General features: G+C 63.9%; 27 protein-coding genes and 2 tRNA genes. 10 read left to right on the top strand and 19 right to left on the bottom strand.

The features are described from left to right. Window positions 1-34: 34 nt before the first annotated feature. Complete coding sequence (locus tag BMX67_RS12200; RefSeq protein WP_090735315.1) at window positions 35-1246, bottom strand: NADP-dependent isocitrate dehydrogenase; 1212 nt, start codon at window positions 1244-1246, stop codon at window positions 35-37. Between the two features lie 227 nt (window positions 1247-1473). On the opposite strand from BMX67_RS12200, the gene BMX67_RS12195 reads away from it, so the two are divergent. Then, window positions 1474-2604 (top strand): Hint domain-containing protein, encoded by a 1131-nt coding sequence (locus BMX67_RS12195; protein WP_090735313.1) that lies wholly within the window; start codon window positions 1474-1476, stop codon window positions 2602-2604. Between the two features lie 5 nt (window positions 2605-2609). On the opposite strand, the gene BMX67_RS12190 is transcribed toward BMX67_RS12195, so the two are convergent. Continuing rightward, window positions 2610-3737, bottom strand: a complete 1128-nt coding sequence (locus BMX67_RS12190; protein WP_090735310.1) for an HD domain-containing protein — start codon at window positions 3735-3737, stop codon at window positions 2610-2612. A 9-nt stretch (window positions 3738-3746) separates the two neighbouring features. Beyond that, window positions 3747-4409, bottom strand: a complete 663-nt coding sequence (locus tag BMX67_RS12185) for an alpha/beta hydrolase (protein ID WP_090735307.1) — start codon at window positions 4407-4409, stop codon at window positions 3747-3749. A gap of 167 nt (window positions 4410-4576) precedes the next feature. Between BMX67_RS12185 and iscR the strand changes: the two genes are divergently transcribed. After that, on the top strand, window positions 4577-5035 hold the full coding sequence (gene iscR, locus BMX67_RS12180) for a Fe-S cluster assembly transcriptional regulator IscR (protein ID WP_090735304.1): 459 nt from the start codon (window positions 4577-4579) through the stop codon (window positions 5033-5035). Window positions 5036-5039: 4 nt separating this feature from the next. On the opposite strand, the gene BMX67_RS12175 is transcribed toward iscR, so the two are convergent. After that, window positions 5040-5261: a hypothetical protein gene (locus tag BMX67_RS12175; RefSeq protein ID WP_090735302.1), complete on the bottom strand. Its 222-nt coding sequence runs from the start codon at window positions 5259-5261 to the stop codon at window positions 5040-5042. Window positions 5262-5537: 276 nt separating this feature from the next. Here BMX67_RS12175 and BMX67_RS12170 point away from each other — a divergent pair, with 276 nt between their 5' ends. Beyond that, a complete protein-coding gene (locus BMX67_RS12170; protein ID WP_175479890.1) occupies window positions 5538-6104 on the top strand; it encodes a helix-turn-helix transcriptional regulator in 567 nt (188 codons plus the stop codon). 63 nt (window positions 6105-6167) lie between these two features. On the opposite strand, the gene BMX67_RS12165 is transcribed toward BMX67_RS12170, so the two are convergent. From BMX67_RS12165 to BMX67_RS12100, 14 genes are all read right to left on the bottom strand, one after another. After that, window positions 6168-6243: transfer RNA gene (locus BMX67_RS12165), tRNA-Phe, on the bottom strand. An 84-nt stretch (window positions 6244-6327) separates the two neighbouring features. Beyond that, window positions 6328-6489, bottom strand: coding sequence for a DNA gyrase inhibitor YacG (locus BMX67_RS12160; RefSeq protein WP_090735296.1), 162 nt, complete (start codon window positions 6487-6489; stop codon window positions 6328-6330). Then, window positions 6489-7529, bottom strand: a complete 1041-nt coding sequence (locus tag BMX67_RS12155) for a ribonuclease E/G (RefSeq protein WP_090735292.1) — start codon at window positions 7527-7529, stop codon at window positions 6489-6491. The genes BMX67_RS12160 and BMX67_RS12155 overlap by 1 nt, the downstream gene beginning before the upstream one ends. Then, on the bottom strand, window positions 7526-8125 hold the full coding sequence (locus tag BMX67_RS12150; RefSeq protein WP_090735289.1) for a Maf family protein: 600 nt from the start codon (window positions 8123-8125) through the stop codon (window positions 7526-7528). The genes BMX67_RS12155 and BMX67_RS12150 overlap by 4 nt, the downstream gene beginning before the upstream one ends. Window positions 8126-8132: 7 nt before the next feature. Continuing rightward, window positions 8133-8351 (bottom strand): translation initiation factor IF-1, encoded by a 219-nt coding sequence (gene infA, locus BMX67_RS12145; protein WP_010397442.1) that lies wholly within the window; start codon window positions 8349-8351, stop codon window positions 8133-8135. Window positions 8352-8435: 84 nt separating this feature from the next. Continuing rightward, window positions 8436-9506 carry a FliM/FliN family flagellar motor switch protein gene (locus tag BMX67_RS12140; RefSeq protein ID WP_175479889.1) on the bottom strand — a complete coding sequence of 357 codons (1071 nt, stop codon included), beginning with the start codon at window positions 9504-9506 and terminating at the stop codon, window positions 8436-8438. A 64-nt stretch (window positions 9507-9570) separates the two neighbouring features. After that, window positions 9571-12228 (bottom strand): ATP-binding protein, encoded by a 2658-nt coding sequence (locus BMX67_RS12135; protein ID WP_090735283.1) that lies wholly within the window; start codon window positions 12226-12228, stop codon window positions 9571-9573. After that, window positions 12218-12511, bottom strand: coding sequence for a hypothetical protein (locus tag BMX67_RS12130; RefSeq protein ID WP_245739438.1), 294 nt, complete (start codon window positions 12509-12511; stop codon window positions 12218-12220). The genes BMX67_RS12135 and BMX67_RS12130 overlap by 11 nt, the downstream gene beginning before the upstream one ends. Beyond that, a complete protein-coding gene (locus BMX67_RS12125; RefSeq protein ID WP_090735280.1) occupies window positions 12501-12878 on the bottom strand; it encodes a response regulator transcription factor in 378 nt (125 codons plus the stop codon). Before BMX67_RS12125 ends, BMX67_RS12130 begins: the two co-directional genes overlap by 11 nt. Window positions 12879-12916: 38 nt before the next feature. Further along, window positions 12917-14230 (bottom strand): helix-turn-helix transcriptional regulator, encoded by a 1314-nt coding sequence (locus tag BMX67_RS12120; protein ID WP_090735277.1) that lies wholly within the window; start codon window positions 14228-14230, stop codon window positions 12917-12919. A 133-nt stretch (window positions 14231-14363) separates the two neighbouring features. Then, entirely contained in the window at window positions 14364-15227 is an 864-nt protein-coding gene (locus BMX67_RS12115) for an ATP-binding protein (protein WP_425438982.1), read from the bottom strand. A gap of 9 nt (window positions 15228-15236) precedes the next feature. Continuing rightward, on the bottom strand, window positions 15237-16100 hold the full coding sequence (gene tatC / locus BMX67_RS12110; RefSeq protein WP_090735272.1) for a twin-arginine translocase subunit TatC: 864 nt from the start codon (window positions 16098-16100) through the stop codon (window positions 15237-15239). A 1-nt stretch (window position 16101) separates the two neighbouring features. Beyond that, window positions 16102-16599, bottom strand: a complete 498-nt coding sequence (gene tatB, locus BMX67_RS12105) for a Sec-independent protein translocase protein TatB (protein WP_090735269.1) — start codon at window positions 16597-16599, stop codon at window positions 16102-16104. Window positions 16600-16617: 18 nt separating this feature from the next. Continuing rightward, window positions 16618-16851, bottom strand: a complete 234-nt coding sequence (locus tag BMX67_RS12100; protein ID WP_090735266.1) for a twin-arginine translocase TatA/TatE family subunit — start codon at window positions 16849-16851, stop codon at window positions 16618-16620. A 152-nt stretch (window positions 16852-17003) separates the two neighbouring features. Between BMX67_RS12100 and BMX67_RS12095 the strand changes: the two genes are divergently transcribed. From BMX67_RS12095 to BMX67_RS12075, 5 genes are all read left to right on the top strand, one after another. Then, window positions 17004-17624, top strand: coding sequence for a MarC family protein (locus BMX67_RS12095; RefSeq protein WP_090735263.1), 621 nt, complete (start codon window positions 17004-17006; stop codon window positions 17622-17624). Beyond that, a complete protein-coding gene (locus BMX67_RS12090; protein WP_090735261.1) occupies window positions 17621-18184 on the top strand; it encodes a retropepsin-like aspartic protease family protein in 564 nt (187 codons plus the stop codon). Before BMX67_RS12095 ends, BMX67_RS12090 begins: the two co-directional genes overlap by 4 nt. 78 nt (window positions 18185-18262) lie before the next feature. Next, entirely contained in the window at window positions 18263-18688 is a 426-nt protein-coding gene (locus BMX67_RS12085) for a MarR family winged helix-turn-helix transcriptional regulator (protein WP_090735258.1), read from the top strand. After that, window positions 18685-20316, top strand: a complete 1632-nt coding sequence (locus tag BMX67_RS12080; RefSeq protein WP_245739437.1) for an efflux MFS transporter permease — start codon at window positions 18685-18687, stop codon at window positions 20314-20316. The genes BMX67_RS12085 and BMX67_RS12080 overlap by 4 nt, the downstream gene beginning before the upstream one ends. After that, window positions 20313-21356, top strand: a complete 1044-nt coding sequence (locus BMX67_RS12075) for an HlyD family secretion protein (RefSeq protein ID WP_090735257.1) — start codon at window positions 20313-20315, stop codon at window positions 21354-21356. The genes BMX67_RS12080 and BMX67_RS12075 overlap by 4 nt, the downstream gene beginning before the upstream one ends. A gap of 14 nt (window positions 21357-21370) precedes the next feature. Here BMX67_RS12075 and BMX67_RS12070 read toward each other — a convergent pair. Beyond that, a tRNA-Leu gene (locus tag BMX67_RS12070) sits at window positions 21371-21457 on the bottom strand. A gap of 118 nt (window positions 21458-21575) precedes the next feature. Here BMX67_RS12070 and lipB point away from each other — a divergent pair. Continuing rightward, window positions 21576-22229, top strand: a complete 654-nt coding sequence (gene lipB, locus BMX67_RS12065) for a lipoyl(octanoyl) transferase LipB (RefSeq protein ID WP_090735254.1) — start codon at window positions 21576-21578, stop codon at window positions 22227-22229. Between the two features lie 95 nt (window positions 22230-22324). Further along, the gene (locus tag BMX67_RS12060) at window positions 22325-22744 is read left to right on the top strand and encodes a c-type cytochrome (RefSeq protein ID WP_090735251.1); all 420 of its coding nucleotides are present in this window, start codon (window positions 22325-22327) and stop codon (window positions 22742-22744) included. Window positions 22745-22787: the final 43 nt, after the last annotated feature.

The raw sequence follows: 22787 nt of genomic DNA, 5'->3' as shown, positions 1-22787 counted from the left end.
GGCCGGGCGTTTGCCCGGCCTTTGCATGTCGCCCTTAGCTGAGGGCCTTGTTCAGGTACTCATCGACCTTCTCAAGGAAGCCCATGGTGGTCAGCCATTTCTGATCCGGACCGACCAGCAGCGCGAGGTCCTTGGTCATGAAGCCGTCCTCGACGCACTGAACGGTGACCTTCTCCAGCGTGGTGGCAAAGTTCATCAGCGCATCATTGCCGTCCAGCTTGGCGCGGTGCTTCAGGCCACCGGTCCAGGCAAAGATCGACGCGATCGAGTTGGTCGAGGTCGCGTTGCCCTTCTGGTGTTCACGATAGTGACGGGTCACGGTGCCATGCGCGGCCTCGGATTCGACGACCTGCCCATCCGGCGTCATCAGGACGCTGGTCATCAAGCCAAGGCTGCCAAAGCCCTGCGCAACGGTGTCGGACTGCACGTCGCCGTCATAGTTCTTGCAGGCCCAGACATAGCCGCCCGACCATTTCATCGCGCTGGCGACCATGTCGTCGATCAGGCGATGTTCATAGGTAATGCCGGCTTCCTTGAACTTGTCCGCGAATTCCTCGTCAAAGACCTGCTGGAACAGATCCTTGAAGCGGCCGTCATAGACCTTCATGATCGTGTTCTTGGTCGACAGATAGACCGGAACGCCGCGGGCCAGACCATAGTTCATGCTGGCGCGTGCGAAATCGCGGATCGAATCGTCAAGGTTGTACATCGCCATGGCGACACCGGCGCCGGGCGACTGGAACACCTCGTGTTCGATTTCTTCGCCGTCCTCACCGACGAACTTGATCGTCAGCTTGCCCTTGCCGGGGAATTTGAAGTCGGTCGCACGGTACTGGTCGCCAAAGGCGTGACGGCCGACGATGATCGGCTGGGTCCAGCCCGGAACCAGACGCGGGACGTTTTCGCAGATGATCGGCTCGCGGAAGATCACGCCGCCCAGAATGTTGCGGATGGTGCCGTTGGGCGAACGCCACATCTTTTTCAGGCCGAATTCCTCGACGCGGGCCTCGTCCGGGGTGATGGTCGCGCATTTGACGCCGACACCGTATTTCTTGATCGCCTCGGCGGCATCGACGGTGATCTGGTCGTCGGTGCGGTCACGCTCTTCGATGCCCAGATCGTAGTATTTCAGATCGATGTCCAGATAGGGCAGGATCAGCTTTTGCTTGATGAAATCCCAGATGATCCGGGTCATTTCGTCGCCGTCGAGCTCGACGACGGGATTGTCTACCTTGATCTTCGACATACTGGCCCCCTTGGCGTTGGAATGCTGCTGAGGCGCTATAGCCGGATTCGAGGCTGAATGAAAGACGGTATGCGATGGTATGCCATCAGCGTCCCTACAGCCGGGCATTCAGGTCGAGACAGTTTGATGAAAACCCGATGCGGATTGCCCGCCCGCGTTAACCGCGGCTCAGCCAGCTTTGCCTAAGCCTTGATGGTCAGTCGTCATCTTTCAAGGAGTAAGGTCGCATGCCGACCACGGTGAACCTTTTGTGGTTCGGGAATCTTGCCCAGATCAACACGAACCCGGCCACCCCTGCCAGCAATGCACAGGCGCGCAGCCTGATCGGCCACAGTGCCGAAGGGCGCAGCCAACTGAAACCTGTCGAAATTGCCGGTGAGACCGTCGGCATCCGCGTCGGCAACCAACCCGTCAACGCCTTCGCCACCACCTACAACGCCGCCGGTACATCGGACATGAGCTATCTTTCCCCGCAGACGGGGCAGCAGGCTGTTTCGCAGATCACCGGTTTTTTCCGGATTCAATACGATCTGCGGCTGCCCGATGACAGCACCGTCACCCAAAGCGGGGTACTGATGCAGATGGCAAATGGCGATATCTTCATGCGCCCCGCACTCAGCACGGTTTCCGCATGGGACGGTATCAGTGTTTTGCGCGGCGTCACCATCGTCGACGCCGCCCCGCTGCCCGTGAACACCTATGCCGCGACGATCTCGTTCGGGGCAGATATTTTCGACTTGCCGATCGTCTGTTTCGCGGCGGGTACGATGATCCTGACCTCGCAGGGCGAACGACCGGTGCAGGATCTGCGACCCGGCGATCTGGTCTGGACCCGCGATCACGGACACCAGCCGATCCGCTGGCATGGCCGACGCGATCTGGGCGCCGCCGATCTGGCCGCCAATCCGAAGATGCGCCCGATCCGGATCAGGGCGGGGGCGCTTGGTCCGAACCTGCCCGCGCGCGACCTGACGGTATCACCCCAACATCGCATTCTGGTTCGCTCGCAGATCGCGCAACGGATGTTCGGCGCGTTCGAGCTGCTGGTGCCCGCCCGTCAATTGACCGATGCGCCCGGCATTGACGAGATCCTTGATGCGACGGCTGTCAGCTATATCCATCTTCTGTTCGACCGGCACGAGGTCATCCGCTCGGACGGGGCTGAAACGGAATCGCTGTATCCCGGACCGCAGACCCTGAAGGCCCTGCGTCACGCCGCCGAGGAAATCTTTGCCCTGTTTCCCGAACTGCGCGACCTGTCCGCGACATTTCCCGGCGCACGCCCCTTTGCCACGGGTGCCAAGGCCCGCCAGATGGTGCAGCGACACGGCGCCAATGGCCGCGCCCTGTTTTGCTGATCGGGTCAGTCGGCCAGCGCCAGCGCGATCTGCGGCGACAGCCAGTCCCAGATCGCGGGCGCGCCCCGGCTGACCTTGCTGCCCACCCGCGCCTCGACATCGGCAAAGCTGACCGAATATTCGCGCCAACTGACGCCGCCGGAATGCAGGTTCTGAACGGCGGGCTGTACGCGATCCAGCGATTTGGCAAAGATCGCATCGGGCGTCTGAACCGCCTCGAATTCCTGCCACAGCGCGTGGAATTCCTGCGCCTGCGCGTCTGGCAACAGGCCGAAGATCCGCCTGGCCGCGGCAGCCTCGGCCTGCTGGATCTGTGCAGATCCATGCGCCTGCCCCGCCGCGGAATGCAATGGCACGTCGCCGACGTCGATCTCGACCAGATCATGCAGCAGCAGCATCCGGATCACCCGGCCGATATCGACCCCCGGCCCGGCCTGATCGGCCAGGGCCAGCGCATAAAGCGCCAGATGCCAGCTATGTTCGGCGCTGTTCTCGAAACGCGAGGCGTCGATCAATGTCGTCGCGCGGTACACCGATTTCAGCTGATCGGCCTCGGCCAGAAAGGCCAGCCGCGCGGCCAGATCCCCGGCAACCGTTTCGCCCGCCAGCAAGGCCTGCGCGGCCTCGATCATCTCGGGCCATTCGTCGCGCAGACGCGCGGCGCGGCCACCTTCCAGATTGTCGCGCACGATCTGCACATGGTCGGGCAAGGGCGACGGGGCCTGCAACACCTGAAACAACGGCTGTGTGTGATCCATCCGCTTGGCAAAGACCGCATCGGCATCGACGCGCCCCTCGAAGGCGCGCCACTGGGTCAGAAGGGTGTCCGCGTCCGGATGAAGCCCAAGGATGCGGCGCGCGGCGGCATCCTCGGCGGCGGCGACATCGGTGGCATCATGGGTCAGATGGATCGGGTGATCGCCAACATCGATTTCAACCAGATCATGCAGCAACAGCATTGCGATCGCACGATCCGACGCGCCGAACACCATCGCCCACAAGGCGACATGCCAGCTGTGTTCGGCGCTGTTCTCGGCCCGCGACAGGTCCAGCAGGACATTGGCGCGGGTCACGGATTTCAGCCGGTCAGCCTCGTTCAGGAAGGCGAACTGACCGGCCAGAAGATCGGACATCGCCCGCGATTACCGCGTGGTTTCCGTCAGGCGACGGCGCACATAGGTCTGCACCTTGTCGATCATCGGCTTCATATGCGCCTCGTCGTCGCGGAAGAAGTGATCGGCGCCGTCGATTTCTTCGTGGCTGATGGTGATGCCCTTCTGCTCGCGCAGCTTGGCGACCAGCGTGTTGGTGTCTTTCGGCGGCGCGACGCGATCGGCGGTGCCGTTGATGATCAGGCCGGAATTCGGGCAGGGCGCAAGAAAGCTGAAATCATACATGTTCGCAGGGGGCGACACGCTGATGAAGCCGGTAATCTCGGGGCGGCGCATCAACAATTGCATCCCGATCCACGCGCCAAAGCTGAAGCCCGCCACCCAGCAATGCTTGGAGTTGGGGTTCATCGCCTGCAGATAATCCAGCGCCGAGGCGGCATCGGACAATTCGCCGACGCCCTGATCGAACTCGCCCTGACTGCGACCAACGCCGCGGAAATTGAACCGCATCACGGTAAAGCCCATCTTATGAAAGGCGTAATGCAGGTTGTACACGACCCGGTTGTTCATCGTGCCGCCATATTGCGGATGCGGGTGCAGGACGATGGCGATGGGCGCGTCGGGCTTGCCGGGCTGGGGATGGTAACGACCTTCAAGACGGCCTTCGGGCCCCGGAAAAATCAACTCTGGCATCGTCTTCCTTCAGCGGCAGGATGGTTTCTTGACGCGTTGCGCCGCGCCTTCTAGACCAGCATATCTGGGGTGCCGGCACAGGAACCGCAAGAAACGGATTTTGGCGGCATAACGCAGCGACGCGCCACCCGTCAATGCAGCCCGACAGAGCAAAGGGGAGGAGTCGCGTGAAACTTTCGACCAAAGGACGCTACGCGATCATCGCGTTGACCGATCTGGCCATCGCCAAGCAGGACGAATTGACCTCGCTTGGCGAGATCTCGAAACGTCAGGATATCTCGCTTCCCTATCTCGAACAGCTGTTCGTGCGCCTGCGCCGGGCCGAGTTGGTCACCTCGGTTCGCGGACCGGGGGGTGGCTATCGGCTTGCGCGGGCGCCCGAAACCATCCGCATCGCCGATGTGCTGGAAGCCGTCGATGAAACCGTCAGCGCCATGCATGTCGGCGCGGGGGCATCGGGCGGGGTGTCGGGCTCGCGAGCCCAGACCCTGTCGAACCGGCTGTGGGAAAGCCTGTCGGCGCATGTCTATGTGTTCCTGCACAACCACACGCTGGCCGATGTCGCCAAGAACCAGCTTCTGCCCTGCCCCGCCCTGCCGCGGCTGTTCAGCGTGGTCGACGAATAGCATCTCAGCCCTGCAGCAGGCGCAGGAAAGGCGGCAACTCGGCCATGCCGATCAGTTCGGCCCGTTCGCCATCCGGGCCACAAAGCCACAGGACATTGTCACGAAATTCGATCGACGCCACGCCGTCTTCGGGGATGTTCCGTTCGAAATAGGCGTTGATTACGTCCAGCATGTCACGGGTTAGTTCTGCCTTGACGCTGTAGCTTGGCTGACGGGCCGCTGTCATCGGTGGTCCTCTCGCAAAACTTGGCAAGTCACCCTTCAGATGCATGACCCAACAGGCATCCCCGGAAGCAGGCGACGGGCGACCGAACCGGGCAAGGCACAACTTTACCGAACAAAGTATTGAACTGTGTCATAGTTGACCCTTAGATCAATTTCCAATCCTTTGAGTTGAATTGCTGGCTTTTCAGCCAACGCCTTATTCCCAAATTCAGATTTTTTTTTCATGCTCGACAAAGTCATACAGATAAAAAGTGATGAACTCTCGCAACTTGAGCAGGTGGCGGCTACCGGCTTTCTGCTGGCTTTCGGTCTGCGCTTTGGCTATCCGCATTACCTTTTGAACAGATTCCCGAAGGATTGGGTCGAGATTTATGAACGCGAAAGGCTGGCCTTCGGCGATCCGGTCGCCTCTTGGGTGATCTCGCAGACCCATGCGATCCGCTGGTCCGAACTGAAGGCTCCGGACCCCCGCAATGTCATGCGCCGCGCCGCCCAGCACGGCCTGGTCTATGGCGCGACCTTCGTGTCGCAATATGACCGTCGGCGCAGCTTTCTCTCGGTCGCCCGCGCCGACCGCGAGATCACGGATCACGAAATGCAGATGCTTGACGGGATGCTGGATCGCTGGACACGGGCCTATTCGGAAACGGCTACGTCGCTGACCGCCGAAGAGCTGGCGGCGCTTGACCTGATCGGCCAAGGCGCGAAACAGAGCGAGGCTGCGGCACAGCTGAACATCAGCCTGTCATCGCTGAAGAACCGGCTGGAATCGGCGCAGCGCAAGCTGGGCGCGCGCAACACGATCAACGCAATCGCCATCGCCGTACGACGCGAACTGATCTGAAAAAGAACGACCAGAACACCAAGAACCGGCTAATTCAGGCTTTCGACAACTGAAGTGATTAAATGGTGCCCGGAGGCGGATTCGAACCACCGACACGCGGATTTTCAATCCGCTGCTCTACCAACTGAGCTATCCGGGCCCCTTGCGGCAACCTTGTGGGCTGCGGGCGTGGAGGGGTGTTTACGGCCGCTTTCACGGACTGTCCAGAGCAAACGTGAAAAAATTATCGCTCTTCGTCTTCGGGCGTGGGGACATCCTCCAGCGGCGGTCCCGGGATCACGTATTCACCGCGCAACCACCGCGCCAGATCGACATCCGCGCAGCGTTTGGAACAGAACGGACGGTAGGCCGGAATGCTGTCCTTGGAACAGATCGGGCAGGCCATCAGCGCCCCCCGGCAAGCCGCGCCAAGGGGGCGCGGTCGCGCTTGCGGTTGATTTCGTACAGGCCCATCGCGGTCCAGCCGACCAGCGTCGTTTCGGTTCCGTCGCCCTTGAAGGCTGCGCCCAGCACCTGGTCAAGCGTCGCGCGGTCGCGCTTGGGCATCGGCGCGAAATCGACCGCGACCTGCCCGCCAAGACCACGAAGCCGCAACTGACGCGGCAGATCGCGCGCAAGGGCGATATTGGCCTTCAGCGCCGCAGCAGGCGAGGTGTCGTTGCCGGTATTCACATCGACCGCGATCAGGGCGCGGGTCGATTCGATATAGGCCGAGGCACTGTTTGGCAGCGCGACCCGGTCGCGCAGCAGCGCGTCGATCGCATCCAGCACGCCAAAGGTCTCGAAGGCATCTTCGCCTTCTTCCACTGCGTCGGGCTGGGGATCGGACCATTCCGTCCAGGCCTGTTCCCAGGGGCTTGGCGCATCCAGCAACAGGTCGGGGTCGCCCTCACCTTCCGCCAGGATACGGTCCGCCAGATCGATCAGCGGGGTCAGATCGCGCAGGATATCCTCATCCTCGGCGTGCTCGGCCGCACTGCGGATCACCATGCCATGGGTTCGGTCGGCCATGCAGTCGCGGGCCAGCGCGGTCAGGTGATCGCGGGTCTCACTGTCGCGAATACGCCGCGAGACATTGATGCCGGGCGACATCGGCGTCACCAGACCATAGCGCCCGCGAAAGATCAGCCGCGGGGTCAGCGGGATGGCCTTGCCCTCTTCGGCGACGCCGCTGATCTGAACCAGCAAGGGCTGACCCTCGCTGATGCGAGAACGTTCGCGCAGATAGCCGCGCTGACCGTCGGGCAGGCGTACGAACACACCGCCCTGCCCTTTCATCAAACGCTCAGTCACGCCGCGGCAAATGGCACCGACCGCCAGATCCTCACCCGAATCGAGGATCAGATCGACCAGCTGACCGTCCTCCATCAGGGCTGCGGCCTCTTCGCCGTTGTAATGTCCAAGAACGACTTGGCGACCCTTCATTGGCGGCCTCCGTGAATTCCGATTGCGGCAAGCATCGCGGCGGTTTCCGCAAGCGGCAGGCCGACGACTGCAGAGAATGAGCCCTGAATCCAGGGAATGAATTGGGCGGCGGCACCTTGAATGGCATAACCGCCGGCCTTGCCCTGCCAGTCGCCGATATCCAGATAACGCTGCAACGCCGGCTCATCGACCGGGTTCATCCGCACCAGCGTCTCAACCAGCCGCACGCGACTGTGGTCTGCATGGCGCAAGGCGATGGCGGTCAGAACCTTGTGGCGGCGACCCGACATCAACCGCATGAACCGCGCGGCTTCGTCGCGATCCTCAGGCTTGCCCAGAATGCGACGCCCCACGGATACGGTCGTGTCTGCGGTCAGTACGGCCTCACCTTCGGCGACGGTCAGGGCATTCGCCTTTTCCAATGCCATGCGGCGCACGTAATCGCGCGGCAATTCGCCGGATGCAGGGGTTTCGTCGATATCGGCGGGGCGCAGGTCGGCAGGCTTGATGCCGATCTGGGCCAGAAGATCAAGGCGACGCGGACTTGCGGACCCCAGGATCAGCCGTGGTGGCGTGACCGATACAGTTCCGGTCATCGCGATCTTACTTGAAGCGGTAATTGATCCGCCCCTTGGTCAGGTCATAGGTGTTCATTTCCACCTGAACCTTGTCTCCGGCCAGAACACGGATGCGGTTTTTCCGCATCTTGCCTGCCATATGCGCGATGATCTCATGGCCATTTTCCAGCTCGACCCTGAACGTCGCATTCGGCAGGAGTTCCTTCACGACGCCGGGAAATTCGAGCATTTCTTCCTTGGCCATGGTCACTCCATACTATTCATCCCGCAGGAATCGGGACGTCAGCTAAATGCGTGCATGGCGCGCCAATTTCAAGTGGAAAGCGCGCTAGTTCTGACCATTCACCACGATTCCCGTCCCGGATGGCGGTCCGGACACGGTAGAATCGCGCGGCATCTTCGGTTCAGTCTGCCGGAATTCATCCGGAGTTGCCAGATCGACATGGCTGTTCGGTGCGGGTGCGACCGCCCCCGCATCACGGTCATGCAGCCGGATCGCATGGCAGCCTTCGGATTCGCCAAACTTCCCGGTGGACAGCAATTGCCCATCGGGTGTCTCAAGCCGAACATCGGCAAGGTTGACGCGCGGCAGGGCCAGCATCTTGCCCGCCGTCAGGCCACGAAGCTCACCCAGTGAGATCCGGCGGCGACACAGCACGCCGACCAGTTCGACCGGGGCGTCCTGCATGGATGCCGACAGGCTTGGCCGGGCCCTGGCCGGCTGTGCGACCTTCGGTGCCGCCACGGGCACCGGGCGTTCGGCCATGTCCCGCTGCGGGAAGGCCATGAAGATCTGTGCCTGCCGGGGATCGGGTCCGCCCAGCCGCAACTGAAAGGACAGGCTGCGATAGGCCTTGTCCTCCAGCATCAGCATCAGCGGGCGCAGGTCCGACAGATGGGTCGCGTATCGAAATCCTGCGACGCAGCCGAACCCTTGCAACGGTGCCAGATCGACAGCCAGTTCGGTCAGGCAGGCGGTGACGAAATCGGCACACAGCATCGCGTCGGCGCGGGTAATCTTGCGGCGCTCGACCGGGCGGCGGGTGATGCGGCCAAGGGTCTGCATCTCGATCAGCGCGGTCACGGCCTCGGGGCACAGGGCGACCATCGCGACGGCATCGCCCGGCCCCTGCAACACGGCCAACAGCGCGTCTTCGGGGATCAGTTCGGGCATTTCGGCCAGTGTCGCGGCCCCTGCCGTCACCTCATCGGGCTGGACCTGCATCTTGTAAAGCCGGTCCGCCGCGCGCCCCAAGGCGGTGGCTGCCGCGCGTGCGGGCGTCGGCGGCGCCGTCTGCGGCAACGAGGGCGCACGACCTGCCCCGACCTCGGCCTGCCCACGGGCCCGCAGCAATCGGCGCAATGCGCCCTCACCCTGTTCTGTCTGCCCATCGGCCATGCAAGACACCCACGAATCGTCGAAACACGCCCCTGAGCCTTTCAGCAAAGCATTGAGAAACCGTTTACGACGCTGCCCCGGCATGTGGGTTGGCCTGTCCGACCGGCGGGTGTTTCGGCAGCACGATACGAAACGCCGCGCCCCCCTGCCCCGGCAGATAGCTGATATCGCCACCAAGGGTCAGCATGATCTCGCGACAGATGGCCAGGCCCAGCCCCGCGCCCCCCGCCCGCGCAGGATCATTCAGTCGCGAGAATTTCTCGAAGATCAGCGACTGTCGCGCGGCATCGATTCCCGCACCGTTGTCGATGATGTCGATGGCGGGGCCGTTGGCCGGGCGCCGCGCGACACGGATGCGCAGCACCGGGCGGTCGGCATCGCAGTATTTGCGGGCATTGGTGATGACATTGATCAGCACCTGCAAAAGACGGTCCGGATCGGTGATGACGCCCAGATGTTCGGTCGGAATATCGCGATCAATGGTAAAGGCGCGTTCCGCCCGCGTAGCCGAGGCCGCGTTCAGCGCCCGTTCTATCAGATCGTGCAGATTAGCTGCCGATACATCCAGCTGCGCCTGCCCGCTTTCCAGCACCGAAAGGTCCAGCAGATCGTCCAGAAGCCGCGTCAGGCGTCCGGCCTCGTCATGGATGATGCCGGCGAAACGGGCGCGGTCCTCGTCCGACAGGTCAGGCGTCTTCAAGATTTCGGAAAACGCCCGGACCGAGGTCATCGGCGTGCGCAGTTCATGGCTGATCTGGCCCAGAAATGCGTCCTTCTGCACCGAAAGGGCGGTCAGCTTGTCATTCGCCTCGCGCAATTGCCGGGCCGTGCGTTCCAGTTCCGAGGTCGCGATTTCCAGCCGCTGCGCCTCTTTCATGGCGCGCTGCGCCTCGCCGGCGACATCCATCAGATCCGACACGGTCAACGACATGCCACCCGCCACCCGGTCGATCATCGCATGCGCCGTGGCCGCACCGACAGACCCCGACAGACGCCGTTCCAGCGCGGTCAGAAAGGCGGGCGTCAGATCCGGCAGATAACCGGATTTCCCCTGTGCGGCGGCCTGCGCCCGAAAGTAACGCAGCGCCTGATCGGGACCCCAGACGCGCCGCGCCATGGCCAGAAGCGGCTCGGCCCTGTCCTCGCCCGGTGCGCGGCTGTGGCGGATCGGCTGGATGGCGCTGACGAAGGACAGACCCTGCAAACGTTCGACCGGATCGGGAAAGCCGAAGATCGACAGCGCGATGAAGGCCAGCGTGTTGACCGACAGCGTCAGGAACACGGCAAAGGCCAGCGGATCGACACCATCGATCAGCGGCGGCAGGCGCCCGATCCCGACCGAAGGCAGGAACACGATCACCAGCCACAGCACCGAGCCCGCCCCGACCCCGGCATAGGCGCCCATCCGGTTCGCCCCACGCCACAACAATCCGCCCAGCATCGCGGGCAGAACCTGCGCCATCCCGGTAAAGGCGACAAGGCCCATCGCCGCCAACGCCTCGGACCCGCCAGAGGCCTGATGATACAGCCAGCCCGCGCCCATCACCGCAAGAATGGCCAGACGGCGCGAATTCAGAACGAAGCCACGCAGGTCATCGGTCTCTTCGCCCGATGCCGGGCGCCGCAGCCACAGCCGCAGCGGCGTCAGCCAGTGGTTCGAAATCATCGTCGACAGCGCGATGGTACAGACAACGACCATCGAGGTCGCCGCCGAAAACCCGCCCAGAAACACCAGCAGCGCCAGAAGATCCTGCCCCATCGCCTGCGGCAGGGTCAGGACATACAGGTCGGGATTGGCACTGGCGGGCAGCAGCTCGGCCCCCATCACGGCGATCGGCAGCACGAACAGCGACATGGCGAACAGATAGGCCGGAAAGGCCCATCCGGCGACATGCAGGCGTTCTTCGTCCGCCGCCTCGACGACCAGCACCTGAAACATGCGCGGCAGGGTCAGGATCGCGGCCGCCGACACGATGTTCAGCGCAGTCCAGCGGTCAGGGCGCAGCACCCAGCCGTCACGCGCGGGGTCCTGGGACGCGGCGGCGATGCGGGCCACGATGTCTGCCGGACCGTCGGCCAGCCCCCAGACTACAAAAACACCCAGGGCGACAAAGGCCACCAACTTGACCACGGCTTCCAGCGCGATGGCGGTGACGACCCCGTGGTGCCGTTCATCGGCGGCCAGATTGCGGGTTCCGAACAGGATGGTGAAAAGCGCCAGACCCGCTGCCACCCACAGCGCGGTTTCGCTGGTCACCGGCGTGGCCCCCGGCGATTGCAGGGCGAACAGCTCGAATGACAGGCGCACCGACTGCAACTGCAACGCGACGTAGGGGGTCGCGGCAATCACCGCGATCAGCGTGATCAAGGCGGCCAGCGCGTTCGATTTGCCGAACCGGGCCGAGATCAGGTCGGCAATCGAGGTCACGTGATGCATTCGCGCGATCCTGACCAGACGCCGCAGCCCCCACCAGGCCCCCGCGAATACCAGCGTCGGGCCAATATAGATCGTGGCGAATTCCAACCCCGAACGGCTGGCATAGCCAACAGCGCCATAGAACGTCCAGGCCGAGCAGTAAACCGAAAGGGACAGCGTATAGACCAGCGGATGATCCAACCAGCGCACGCGCCCCCGCTGTGCCGCGCGATCGGCGGCGAAGGCCACGCCGAACATCAGCACGACATAGCCCATGCAGACGGCGACCAATGTCTCAAACGGCATCGGGACGGTCCCAGTCTGCCTCGGACGGGGGGGTGCCACTGGCGCGGATCGTGGCGGCCTCGGCCCGGATCAGGGCGCGGTGCAGCGCGAAGATCGCCACGATCAGCGCGGCCCAAAGCCCGAACAGCCAGACGATGCCGCTGGCAAAACTGACAGCATCCGGCAGCCACCAGACCGGCAACATGAACCCGATCAGCGCCAGGATCGGCAACACCCGCGCCGCATCGCCCAGACGTCTGCGGCGAAACGAGGCGCGTTCCAGAAACAGGGGTTTATCCGCCATCGCCCCCCTGCCCCAGCATCCGCCGCACAAGCGCGCATAAATCATCATTGGCAAAGGGTTTCGACAGCACCGCATCGGCCTGTTCGGCCGCAGGTCCGGTCTGCCCCCGCGCGGTCAGCATCAGCACCGGGGTGGCGGCAAGGCCAAGATCGTCCTCGGCCCGCAGATCGGCCAGAATTTCCTCGCCCGAGCGGTTGGGCAGCATGAGGTCAAGGATGACCAGACGCGGACGCTGCGCCCGGATCGCCTCGATCCCGCCTGCGCCATCGGCATGCAGCGATATCCGCCAGCCTTCGCGCATCAGGATAAAGCGCACCGCCTCGGCGATATTGGGCTCATCCTCGATCATCAGGATATCCAGCATCATCGAGATAACCGCCCCTCCCAAAGCGTTGCCCGTGACGGCTAGTTTGCAGGATGCGGGCGCCCTGTCAAAGCCTGAGGGCCATGCAGCCCCGGCGCAAGGATCGAGGGTTCACGCCGCGCAAGGCAATCGCCGCGCGGGCAGATGCGGCAGGCGGGGCCGATGGGAATGACCGGGGTGGCGGCGGGCGCGGCCTCGCGGGCGGGCAGGATCAGCATCTGCGCCTGTGTCAGAACGGGCCCGGCAAGGCCCTGCGGCTGACTTCGGGTGGCGTGGCTAAGCGTATCGAAGGCTTGCCCCTGCGGCGTGACGACCCGCGTGCTGATCGCGACCTGCGGCGTCGCCAGGGCCTGAAACAGCGGCCAAAGCGGGCAGGCATCGCCCGGACGCGGCAGTGGAAAATCGGGCGCGGGACGGCGCAGGGTCAGCGCACCCGACCCGTCGCAGATCAGAAGCCCCGCGCTTTCAAAGCCCGGCGGGCGCAGGGCGGCCAGACGGCGCAGCACAAGATCAAGGGGTGCGCCCAGCCTTTCGGCGATCAACAGCGGATCGCCCAGATCACCGGCCTGGGCCAGACTGGCATCGGGCAGCCGACGGCGATCCTGTTCAAGCCGGTCCAGATGCGCGCGCGCCAGAACACGCGCCGCATCGGACGCCAGATCGGCGGAATCCGACAGATCGGGTGCCCCGGCGGCCATCCAGGCCTCGACCTCTTCCTGCGGGGTGAAGGTGCCGCCTTCGGTTTCGAACCCGTCCAGATAGGCGACCAGTGATTGCGCCGTTGTGGACAGTCGCAGACTGTCGGCAGACAGGTTGGCATGAAACCGGCTGCGCCATTCCGCGGGAATGTCGCCCTCTTCAGCCAGGATCGAGGCGGTCGACCGCACCGATGTCACGGCAGACAGCACCTCGTGCAGGGTGGTCAGAAGATAGGGATCCTGCGTCATCCGGTCGGACAGGTCGATCAATTGCCGTTCCAGCCCGCCGGCATGGCGGGTGGCGGCGATCAGCAGCCCGGCCCAGCCGGGAAAACGGGCCAGAAATTCGGGCGCCTGTTCCAGTTCAGGCATGGCATGACCGGACAAGGCCGGCACCTGCGCCGCAGCCTCGCGCAGGGCGGCAAGCCGGGCTTCCTCGCGCCCGGCGGACAGTTCTTCGACCGGAACGTCCAGCGCGGCGGCGATGCGGCCGACCAGCTTGTCCCCGATCGGCCGGCGGTTATGTTCGATGAGATTGAGATAGGCGGCCGAGATCCCGGCCTCGCGCGCGACATCGGCCTGACGGCGCGACATGGCCAGACGCCGCTCGCGGATGCGGGTGCCGGTCAGGACATGGGTCGCGCTGCGCTGGGTCATGGGCGGATGAAAGCCCGGCTGAGGTCACGGCGCAAGAGTTGCGCGCGATATTTATGTGCAAGCGGGGGCCGACCTTGCGGTCGGCGTGCTGCCGCCCGGGCCGGGGGCGCGCCGCTGACGCGGCGCGGGCGCCTCATGTCCGGATGGGCAGACCGTGGCGACCGGCAAGATCGGTAAAAAGCTGCCATGCCACACGGCCCGAACGCGACCCGCGCGTGGCCTGCCATTCGATCGCCTCTGCGCGCAGGGTGTCGGCGTCGATCTGCAATCCGTAGGCGCGGCAATAGCCCTGCACCATCGCCAGATATTCATCCTGCGAACAGGGATGAAAGCCCAGCCACAATCCGAACCGATCCGACAGAGAGATCTTTTCCTCGACCGCCTCGCCGGGGTGGATCGCGGTCGCCCGTTCGTTGTCGATCATGTCGCGCGGCATCAGGTGGCGCCGGTTCGAGGTTGCATAAAGGATCACATTCGCGGGCCGACCGCTGATCCCGCCATCCAGAACAGCCTTGAGCGATTTGTACTGCGTATCGTCATGGCTGAAGGACAGATCGTCGGAAAACAGCAGGAAGCGCCGATCGCTTGCCCTGCCCAGAATCGACAGCAGGCGCCCGACCGAGCCCAGATCCTCGCGCGCGATCTCGACCAGAACCAGCGGCAGGCCCTGGGCCACGGCCTCGGCATAGACGGCCTTGACCAACGAGGATTTCCCCATCCCCCGCGCGCCCCACAACAGCGCATTGTTCGCGCCATGCCCGCGCCCGAACTGAAGGGTATTGTCCAGCAGGATCTGCTTGGGGCGGTCAATGCCGATCAGCTGTACCAGATCGACGCGATCGACGGCGGGCACAGGGTCCAGCCGGTCGGGATCGGGGTGCCAGACATAGGCCGTCGCCTCGGCAAAGCTGGGCGCGGGCGATGGTGGCGGCGCCAACCGTTCCAGCGCCGCGGCAATCCGCTGCAGGGGGTCGGGGCCGTCATCCATATCGCGCATCTTTCCTCTTCAGTCTTCGCCGTCTTCGACCCACAATCCCTGCGCACGCAGTTCCGCCTCGCGCTTGCGTTCGATGCGGCGGACCAGCTGGATCGAGATTTCGTAAAGCCCGTAGACGACCGTGAACAGCACCACCTGACTGATGACATCGGGCGGGGTCGCCACGGCGGCCAGCAGCAGGATCGCCACCACCGCATATTTGCGGACCGAGCCCAGCCCCTCGGCCGAGACAAGCCCCGCCTTGCCCATCAGGGTCAGCAGAACCGGCAACTGAAAGCTAAGACCGAACGCAAGGATGAACTTGGTGGTCAGCGCCAGATATTCATCGACCGAACCCTGAAAGACGATCGCGGCCATCGGATTGTTCGCCGCGGCCTCGGCCCCGGCCTCGTCGGGCAGGGCAAGCGGCCCCTGCTGGAAGCCCAGGAAGAAATCATAGGCCATCGGCAGGATGACGTAATAGGCGAAGGCCGCGCCCAGAAAGAACATCACCGGCGAGGCGACCAGAAACGGCAGGAAGGCCTGTTTTTCGTTGCGATACAGGCCCGGTGCCACGAAACGCCACATCTGATAGGCGATCAGCGGGAAGGACAGCGCGAACCCACCAAGAAACGAGATGCGGATCGCGACAAAGAACCCCTCTTGCAGCTTCAGAAGGATCAACCCGCATTCCTGACCGCGCGTGTCCAGCGCGTGACAGATCGGGCGGGTCAGGAAATTGTAGATCGGGTTCCAGACCGTGTAGCACAGCACCATCGCGACGATGAACGCCAGAAGCGACCAGATGATGCGGGTACGCAGCTCGGCCAGATGCTCGATCAGCGGGGCCGAGCTGTCGTCGATCTCGTCTTCGGGGGTCGTGTTGGTGGCCAATTCAGGTGTCTTTCATGTCCGAGCGGCGGACCGCATGCAGCCGACGCTTGCCACTGTCATCGGCAGCAACGGTCGGTTGCGCCGGCGTCGATTGAACCTGCGGCGACGGGGCCGGGCTGTCGGCGGGAACGCTGGCGGGCGTTTCGCCCTGCGTGGCCGGAACCGGCGGCTGGCCGGGATAGGTCTTCAGCCCCTCGGTGGTGCCGGGGCGCTTGGGGTCCCATTTCTCGAATCGTTCGGCAGCGCGGTCCAGCGCGTCCAGACCCAGGGATTTCTTGGAGGTCAGCGACTTCATGTCCCGCAGGCTGCCCGCCGCCTCGTCGATACCCGAGGATTTCGCGGCATCTTCCATCGCCGAGGTGAACTCGCGCGCCATGGAACGTGCGCGGGCCGTGAACCGTCCCAGCGAATGAAACAGATGCGGCAGATCCTTGGGGCCGACGACGATCAGGGCGACGACGCCGATCAGCAGAAGCTCGCTCCAGCCGATGTCCAGCATGGCTGTGCCTTTCTGCGATCAGCTGCGGTCGGTCGAAGAGGGCGTGACGTCGCGGGCCTTTTCGCCCGGCGTTTCGCGCGGCTCGTCGGCGGCGTTTTCGATTTCCTCGGTGCCGTCTTTCACACCGCGCTTGAAGGCGGTGATGCCCTTGCCAACTTCACCCATCAGGGACGAGATCTTGCCGCGCCCGAACAGCACAAGCACCACGACCGCGATCAGAAGAAGGCCGGGAAGGCCGATATTGTTCAGCATTGCAAACTCCCTTGCCGGGACGGATCGCCCGTCCGCGCCCCTGTCTAAGGGCATCGCGATCCGAATGCAAAGCCCGAAAGCGTGATCGGGGCGACCGTCGCATGGCCGTCACAACGGCTTGGCAGGCCGGTCGCGGCGGGCGATAAGAAGGCATGGACATGTCGATCTATATCACCGCCTTCGTGACCCTGTTCGTGGTCATCGATCCTGTCGGGCTGGCCCCGGTCTTTATCGCGCTGACGCCCGGCCAAAGCGCGTCGGAACGCGCCCGCATCGGACGCCGCGCGGTCTTTATCTCGGCGATCTTGCTGACATTGTTCGGGCTGGTCGGCGAACGGCTGCTGTCGGGCATCGGGATCTCTATCTCGGCCTTTCGCATCGCGGGCGGCATCCTGTTGTTCCTGACCGCGCTGGACATGCTGTTCGAGCGCCGGACCGAGCGTCGCGAAGGTCAGGGTCAGGCGGATGCGCCCGAACATGACCCCTCGGTCTTTCCGCTGGCGACGCCGCTTCTGGCGGGGCCCGGCGCGCTGGCGACAATGATCCTGCTGGTGGGCGAACATCAGGGCTGGGGCCATGTGGTCATGGTTCATCTGGTGATGCTGGCGGTGCTGGCGATCGCACTTGTCTTGTTTCATCTGGCGACACCGCTGGCCCGGGCGCTGGGACGCACCGGCACGATGGTCGTCACGCGCCTTCTGGGGATGCTTCTGGCCGCGCTGTCGATCCAGTTCGTGATCGACGGGCTGGTCGGTTCGGGATTGATGGGATGAACCTGGACGATGGCGCGCAGCTGGTCTTCTATATCCTGCTGCTGATCGTGATCGGTGGCGCCATGATTTTCGAACTGGCGGGCCGGGGCGGGCAGATGCTGCGACAGGCGGCGCTGTGGGCGGTGATCTTCGCCGGGGCATTCTTCGCCGCCGACACCTGGCTGACCCAGCCACGTCAACAGGTCATCACCGGCGGCCGGATTCAGATCCCGGCCAGCCGCGACGGCCATTTCCACCTGACCGCCGAGGTGAACGGCACCCCGCTGCGCTTTATCGTCGATACCGGCGCATCCTATATCGCCCTTGGCCCGGACGACGCGCGCAAGGCCGGGATCGACCCGGACGATCTGGCCTATCTGGGCAGTGCGATGACCGCCAACGGGCAGGTTCGCACGGCCCGCGTGACCATCGACGACTTTTCCATCGGCGACATCCGGGAACAGCACGTTCCGGCCATGGTCATCGATGGCGACCTGAACGGATCGCTGCTGGGCATGTCCTATCTGCGCCGCTTTGCCCGTGTCAGCTTCGAGGGCGATCTTCTGATCCTGGAAAGATAGCCCCGCCCTGCCCCTTGAAGTCCCGATCCCGGTTCATTAGCTAGCCAACTTCGTTAAACAAGTTAGCACGCTAATAATATGGCTGACACTTCAATCATCGACTCGCTGCTGCATGTGATGCGAACGCTGCGGCGCAATTACGATGAATGCGCGCGCGACATGGGGCTGACCATGTCGCGCGCCCGCGTGCTGAGCCAGCTTAGCCGCCGGGAAGGGCTGACCCAGACCGAACTGGCCGCGGCGCTGGATATCGAAACCCCGACCCTGAAACGCCAGATCGACGCCTTGCAGGCCGATGGCTTTGTCCAGCGCCGCCCGATTCAGGGCGATGCGCGCAAGAACGCACTGTACTTGACCGACAAGGGCCGCGACAGCCAGATCACGGAATTCAGCCGCACCCTGCGCCGCGACGTGATTGCCGGAATCGACCCCAAAGACCTTGCCCGCGCCCAGTTGGTTCTGGACCAGCTGGCCGTCAACATCGCCAAGCTGTCCGCAAGATGAGCGCCGACGCCCCCGATAGCCCGGCCCAGCCGCCACAGAACCCCGCCCTGCCCCTTGGGCCGGCCCTGTGCTATGCGGCGGTCGCGCTGGCCGTCGGCCTGACCCAGGGCCTTGGCCAGGGGATGCTGCTGTCCAATCTGGGGGCGATCGCGGGCGATCTGGGCATCACGCGGGCGCAATCCAGTTGGCTTCTGGTCTGCTATATGGTGCCGCGCGCTGCCCTGCCGCTGCTTCTGATGAAGATGCGGACCCAGTTCGGGCTGCGCCGTTTCGCGGAAATCAGCATCGCACTGTACATGGTCGTGGCCTTCGCGGCGATCTATGCAAACGACTTCCGCTCGGCCCTGATCTTGCAGACCTTGTCGGGGGCGGCTGCCGCGCCGCTGTCCACGTTGACCTTCCTTTACATGATGGAGCCGCTGTCCCCGCAATGGCGCCTGCGCCTTGGCTTGCCGGTGGTGATGACGATCATCCTGTCCGGGACGCCGCTGGCGCGGATCATCTCGCCAGAGTTGATCGGCGACGGGTCGATCCTGTCGCTGCATCTGGTGACGCTGGCGATGTCGATGGTCAGCCTGGGACTGGTCTATCTGATCCCCGTGCGCCCCGTGCCGCGTGCCAAGGTGATCCAGCGGCTGGATTTCGTCAGCTTCGGCCTGATCGCGACCGGGTTCACGGCGCTGACCTCGGCCTTTGTGATGGGGCCGATCTACAACTGGACCGACGCGCCCGGAATCGGCATCGCGCTGGCCGTGACCGTCGCCACGCTGGCCACCGCCGCCATCATCGAGCTGAACCGCAAGGACCCGCTGCTGGATATTCGGTGGCTGACCAGCCCCGCGATCCTGCACCTGACGGCCACACTGTTCCTGTTCCGGCTGATCCTGTCCGAACAATCGTCGGGCGCACCGGGGCTGTTCACGGTTCTGGGGCTTGCGCCCTCGCAGATGACGACGCTGTTCACCCTGATCTTTCTGGGCGGGATCGCGGGCGGGCTGGCCTGCATCGCGTGGATCCGACCGCAGCGCGTTCCGCAGTTCCACCTTGCCGCGCTGATCCTGATCATGGTCGGCGCCTATATGGACAGCTTTGCCTCGCTGAACACGCGCCCCGAACAGATGTATCTCAGCCAGACGCTGATCGCGATGGCAAGTTTGCTGTTCATGCCGCCCGCGATGATCACCGGGTTGATGGCGGCGCTGGCAAAGGGACCGCAATACCTGCTGAACTTCATCATCGTCTTCATCTCGACCCAAAGTCTTGGGGCGGTGATCGGCTCGGGGCTGTTCACCACCTTCATCAACAACCGCCAGACATTGCATCTGCAATACCTGTCCGAACAGCTGCGCCTGACCGATCCGCAGGTTGCCCAGACGCTGCAATCTTCGTCGGCCCGGCTGGTCACCATGATCGCGGATCCTGCCCAACGTCAGGCGCAGGCCGTGATGGGTGTGGCGCAGCAGGCCAGCCAGCAGGCCTATATCATGGCCTATAACGACGCCTATTTCCTGATCTTCATTGTTGCGGCACTGGCCGCGGCCGCGCTGCTGATCCATCGGCTGCGTGATGGGCTTGCCCATCGAATGGCCGCCCGCGCGACTGCCGCCCAGACGGACGCTTTGACATGAACAAGACGCATCTTCTTCCCTCGGCCATCGCCCTTGTCATCGGCATTGCCGGTGTCGCGCTGCTGCTGTTCACCTGGCATCTGCCGCCCTTCCAGCCTGCCGATCCGGTGACCGAAAACGCCTATATCCGCGGCAAGGTCACCACGTTGGCACCGCAGGTTTCCGGTTATGTCAGCACTGTCGCGGCCACCGATTTTCAGGACGTCCAGAAAGGCGACGTGATCGCCCGTATCGACGACCGCAGCTATCGCCAGCGGCTGGCGCAGGCCAAGGCGCAACTGGCCGCGACACAGGCGGCGCTGCAGGTCGGCCAGCAGAATGTCGCCTCGGCCAAGGCGGCGCTGCGTGCCAATCAGGCGGCGGTCGAATCGGCCCGATTTGCGCTGGAGACCGCCGAAACCGACTGGAACCGCGCCCGCCGCCTGACCGACCGGGGCGTGGCCGCGCAATCGACGGCGGATCAGTCGGAACTGGCACTGAACAACGCCCGCGCCGAGGTGACCCAGGCCGAAGCGCAAGTGCAGGTCCAGCGCGAGGCGGTGACCTCGGCCCAGGTCTCGCTGGCCGCGCGCCGCGCCGATATCGAAAGCGCCAAGGCGGCGGTTGAACTGGCGCAGATCGATCTGGACAATACCGTCATCCGCGCCCCCGCGACGGGGCGGCTGGGGCAGGTTTCGGTCCGCGAGGGGCAATATGTAACCGCCGGGACGGCGCTGGTGTCCCATGTCGGCAGCGATCTTTGGGTCGTGGCGAATTTCAAGGAAACCAGCCTCAAGGGCCTGCGCGTCGGCGAAACCGCCGAATTCACCGTCGATGCCCTTCAGCATCAGCGTTTTACCGGCAAGGTGCAGGCATTTTCGCCCGCGACGGCATCGGAATTCAGCCTGATGTCGGGATCGGCCGCGACCGGCAACTTTACCAAGATCGCCCAACGCCTGCCGGTTCGCATCTCGATCGACGCCGATCAGGCGGGGGCGCAGGACCTTAGCCCCGGCATGTCGGTGGTGGTGCGCGTCGAAACCGTCGCGCAGGGAACCTGAAATCTGGGGAAGGTTGGTGCGGCCGAGAAGACTCGAACTTCCACTCCGGTTAAGGAACAGCGACCTCAACGCTGCGCGTCTACCAATTCCGCCACGGCCGCATCCGGGCAGTGCGGCGGGTCATACAATGGCGATGCGCAATTGAAAAGCGTTTTCTGACCGGCCCCGCGCTTTCCAAGGCGACTTGACCTTGACCGCCCCAAAGGCCAGATCGCACCCATGGTGGAATGGATCACAAGCACCGGCCTGACCGGATATGAACACGCCGTCGACCTGATGGAGGCGCGCGTCGCCGATATCCATGCGGGCCGCGCGGACGAGGCGATCTGGCTGGTGGAACATCCGCCGCTGTACACCGCCGGGACCAGCGCCGATGAAAAGGACCTGCTGACCGCGCGCTTTCCCGTCTACGCGGCCGGGCGTGGCGGGCAATACACCTATCACGGGCCGGGACAGCGCATCGTTTACGTGATGCTGGACCTGAACCGCCGCGGCCGCGACATTCGCGCCTTTGTCGCCGGGCTGGAACGCTGGGTCATCGGCGCATTGGCGGAATTCGGCGTGACCGGCGAAACCCGCGACGGTCGCGTCGGCGTCTGGGTCGCCCGCCCCGAAAAGCCCCCCCTGTTCGACGGCACCCCGCGCGAGGACAAAATCGCGGCCATCGGCGTGAAGCTGCGCCGCTGGGTCAGCTTCCATGGCATCTCGATCAATGTGGAACCCGATCTGACCCATTACGACGGCATCGTTCCCTGCGGAATCAGCGGTCATGGCGTGACCAGCCTCGTCGATCTGGGCCTGCCCGTCACGATCGAGGATCTGGACGTCGCGCTGCGCGGCAATTTCGCGAAGAACTTTCCCCAGCCCGACTGAATTCTGCCTGCGACCTTAGGGCGGGTGGATTCCCTGAACCGCCGCAATATAGTCAGGTCGGAGAACCAAGTCTTTTGGCTGAGCGAGGAAAGAGCATGAAAATTGCAGTTATTGGCACCCTGATGGGTGCAGCCCTAGCTATGCCGGCTTTTGCACAGGATGGCGATGTCGCCACGGGCGAAAAGGAATTTCGCAAATGCAAAGCCTGCCACATGATCGAATCGCCCGAAGGTGAATCGATCGTGAAGGGCGGCAAGACCGGGCCGAACCTGTATGGCATCATCGGCAGCCCGGCAGGCGCGCAGGAAGGCTTCAAGTACAGCGACGCGCTGATCGCGCTGAACGAAGCCGGCGAAGTCTGGACCCAGGAAGATCTGGCCGCCTACATCACCGATCCGAACGCCTTTGTGCAGGAAAAGACCGGTGACGATTCGGCCAAGACCAAGATGACCTTCAAGATGCGCAAGAATCAGGCCGATGTGGCCGCATATCTTGCCAGCGTCTCGCCGGAATAAGCCCCGCGCAGCAGTCCTGCGGCAATGCGCCGCAGGCCGGAAC

Source organism: Paracoccus homiensis, assembly GCF_900111675.1.
Classification (GTDB): domain Bacteria; phylum Pseudomonadota; class Alphaproteobacteria; order Rhodobacterales; family Rhodobacteraceae; genus Paracoccus; species Paracoccus homiensis.
Note: the sequence above shows the minus strand (reverse complement) of the source record. Positions and strands in the feature narration are given on the sequence as shown.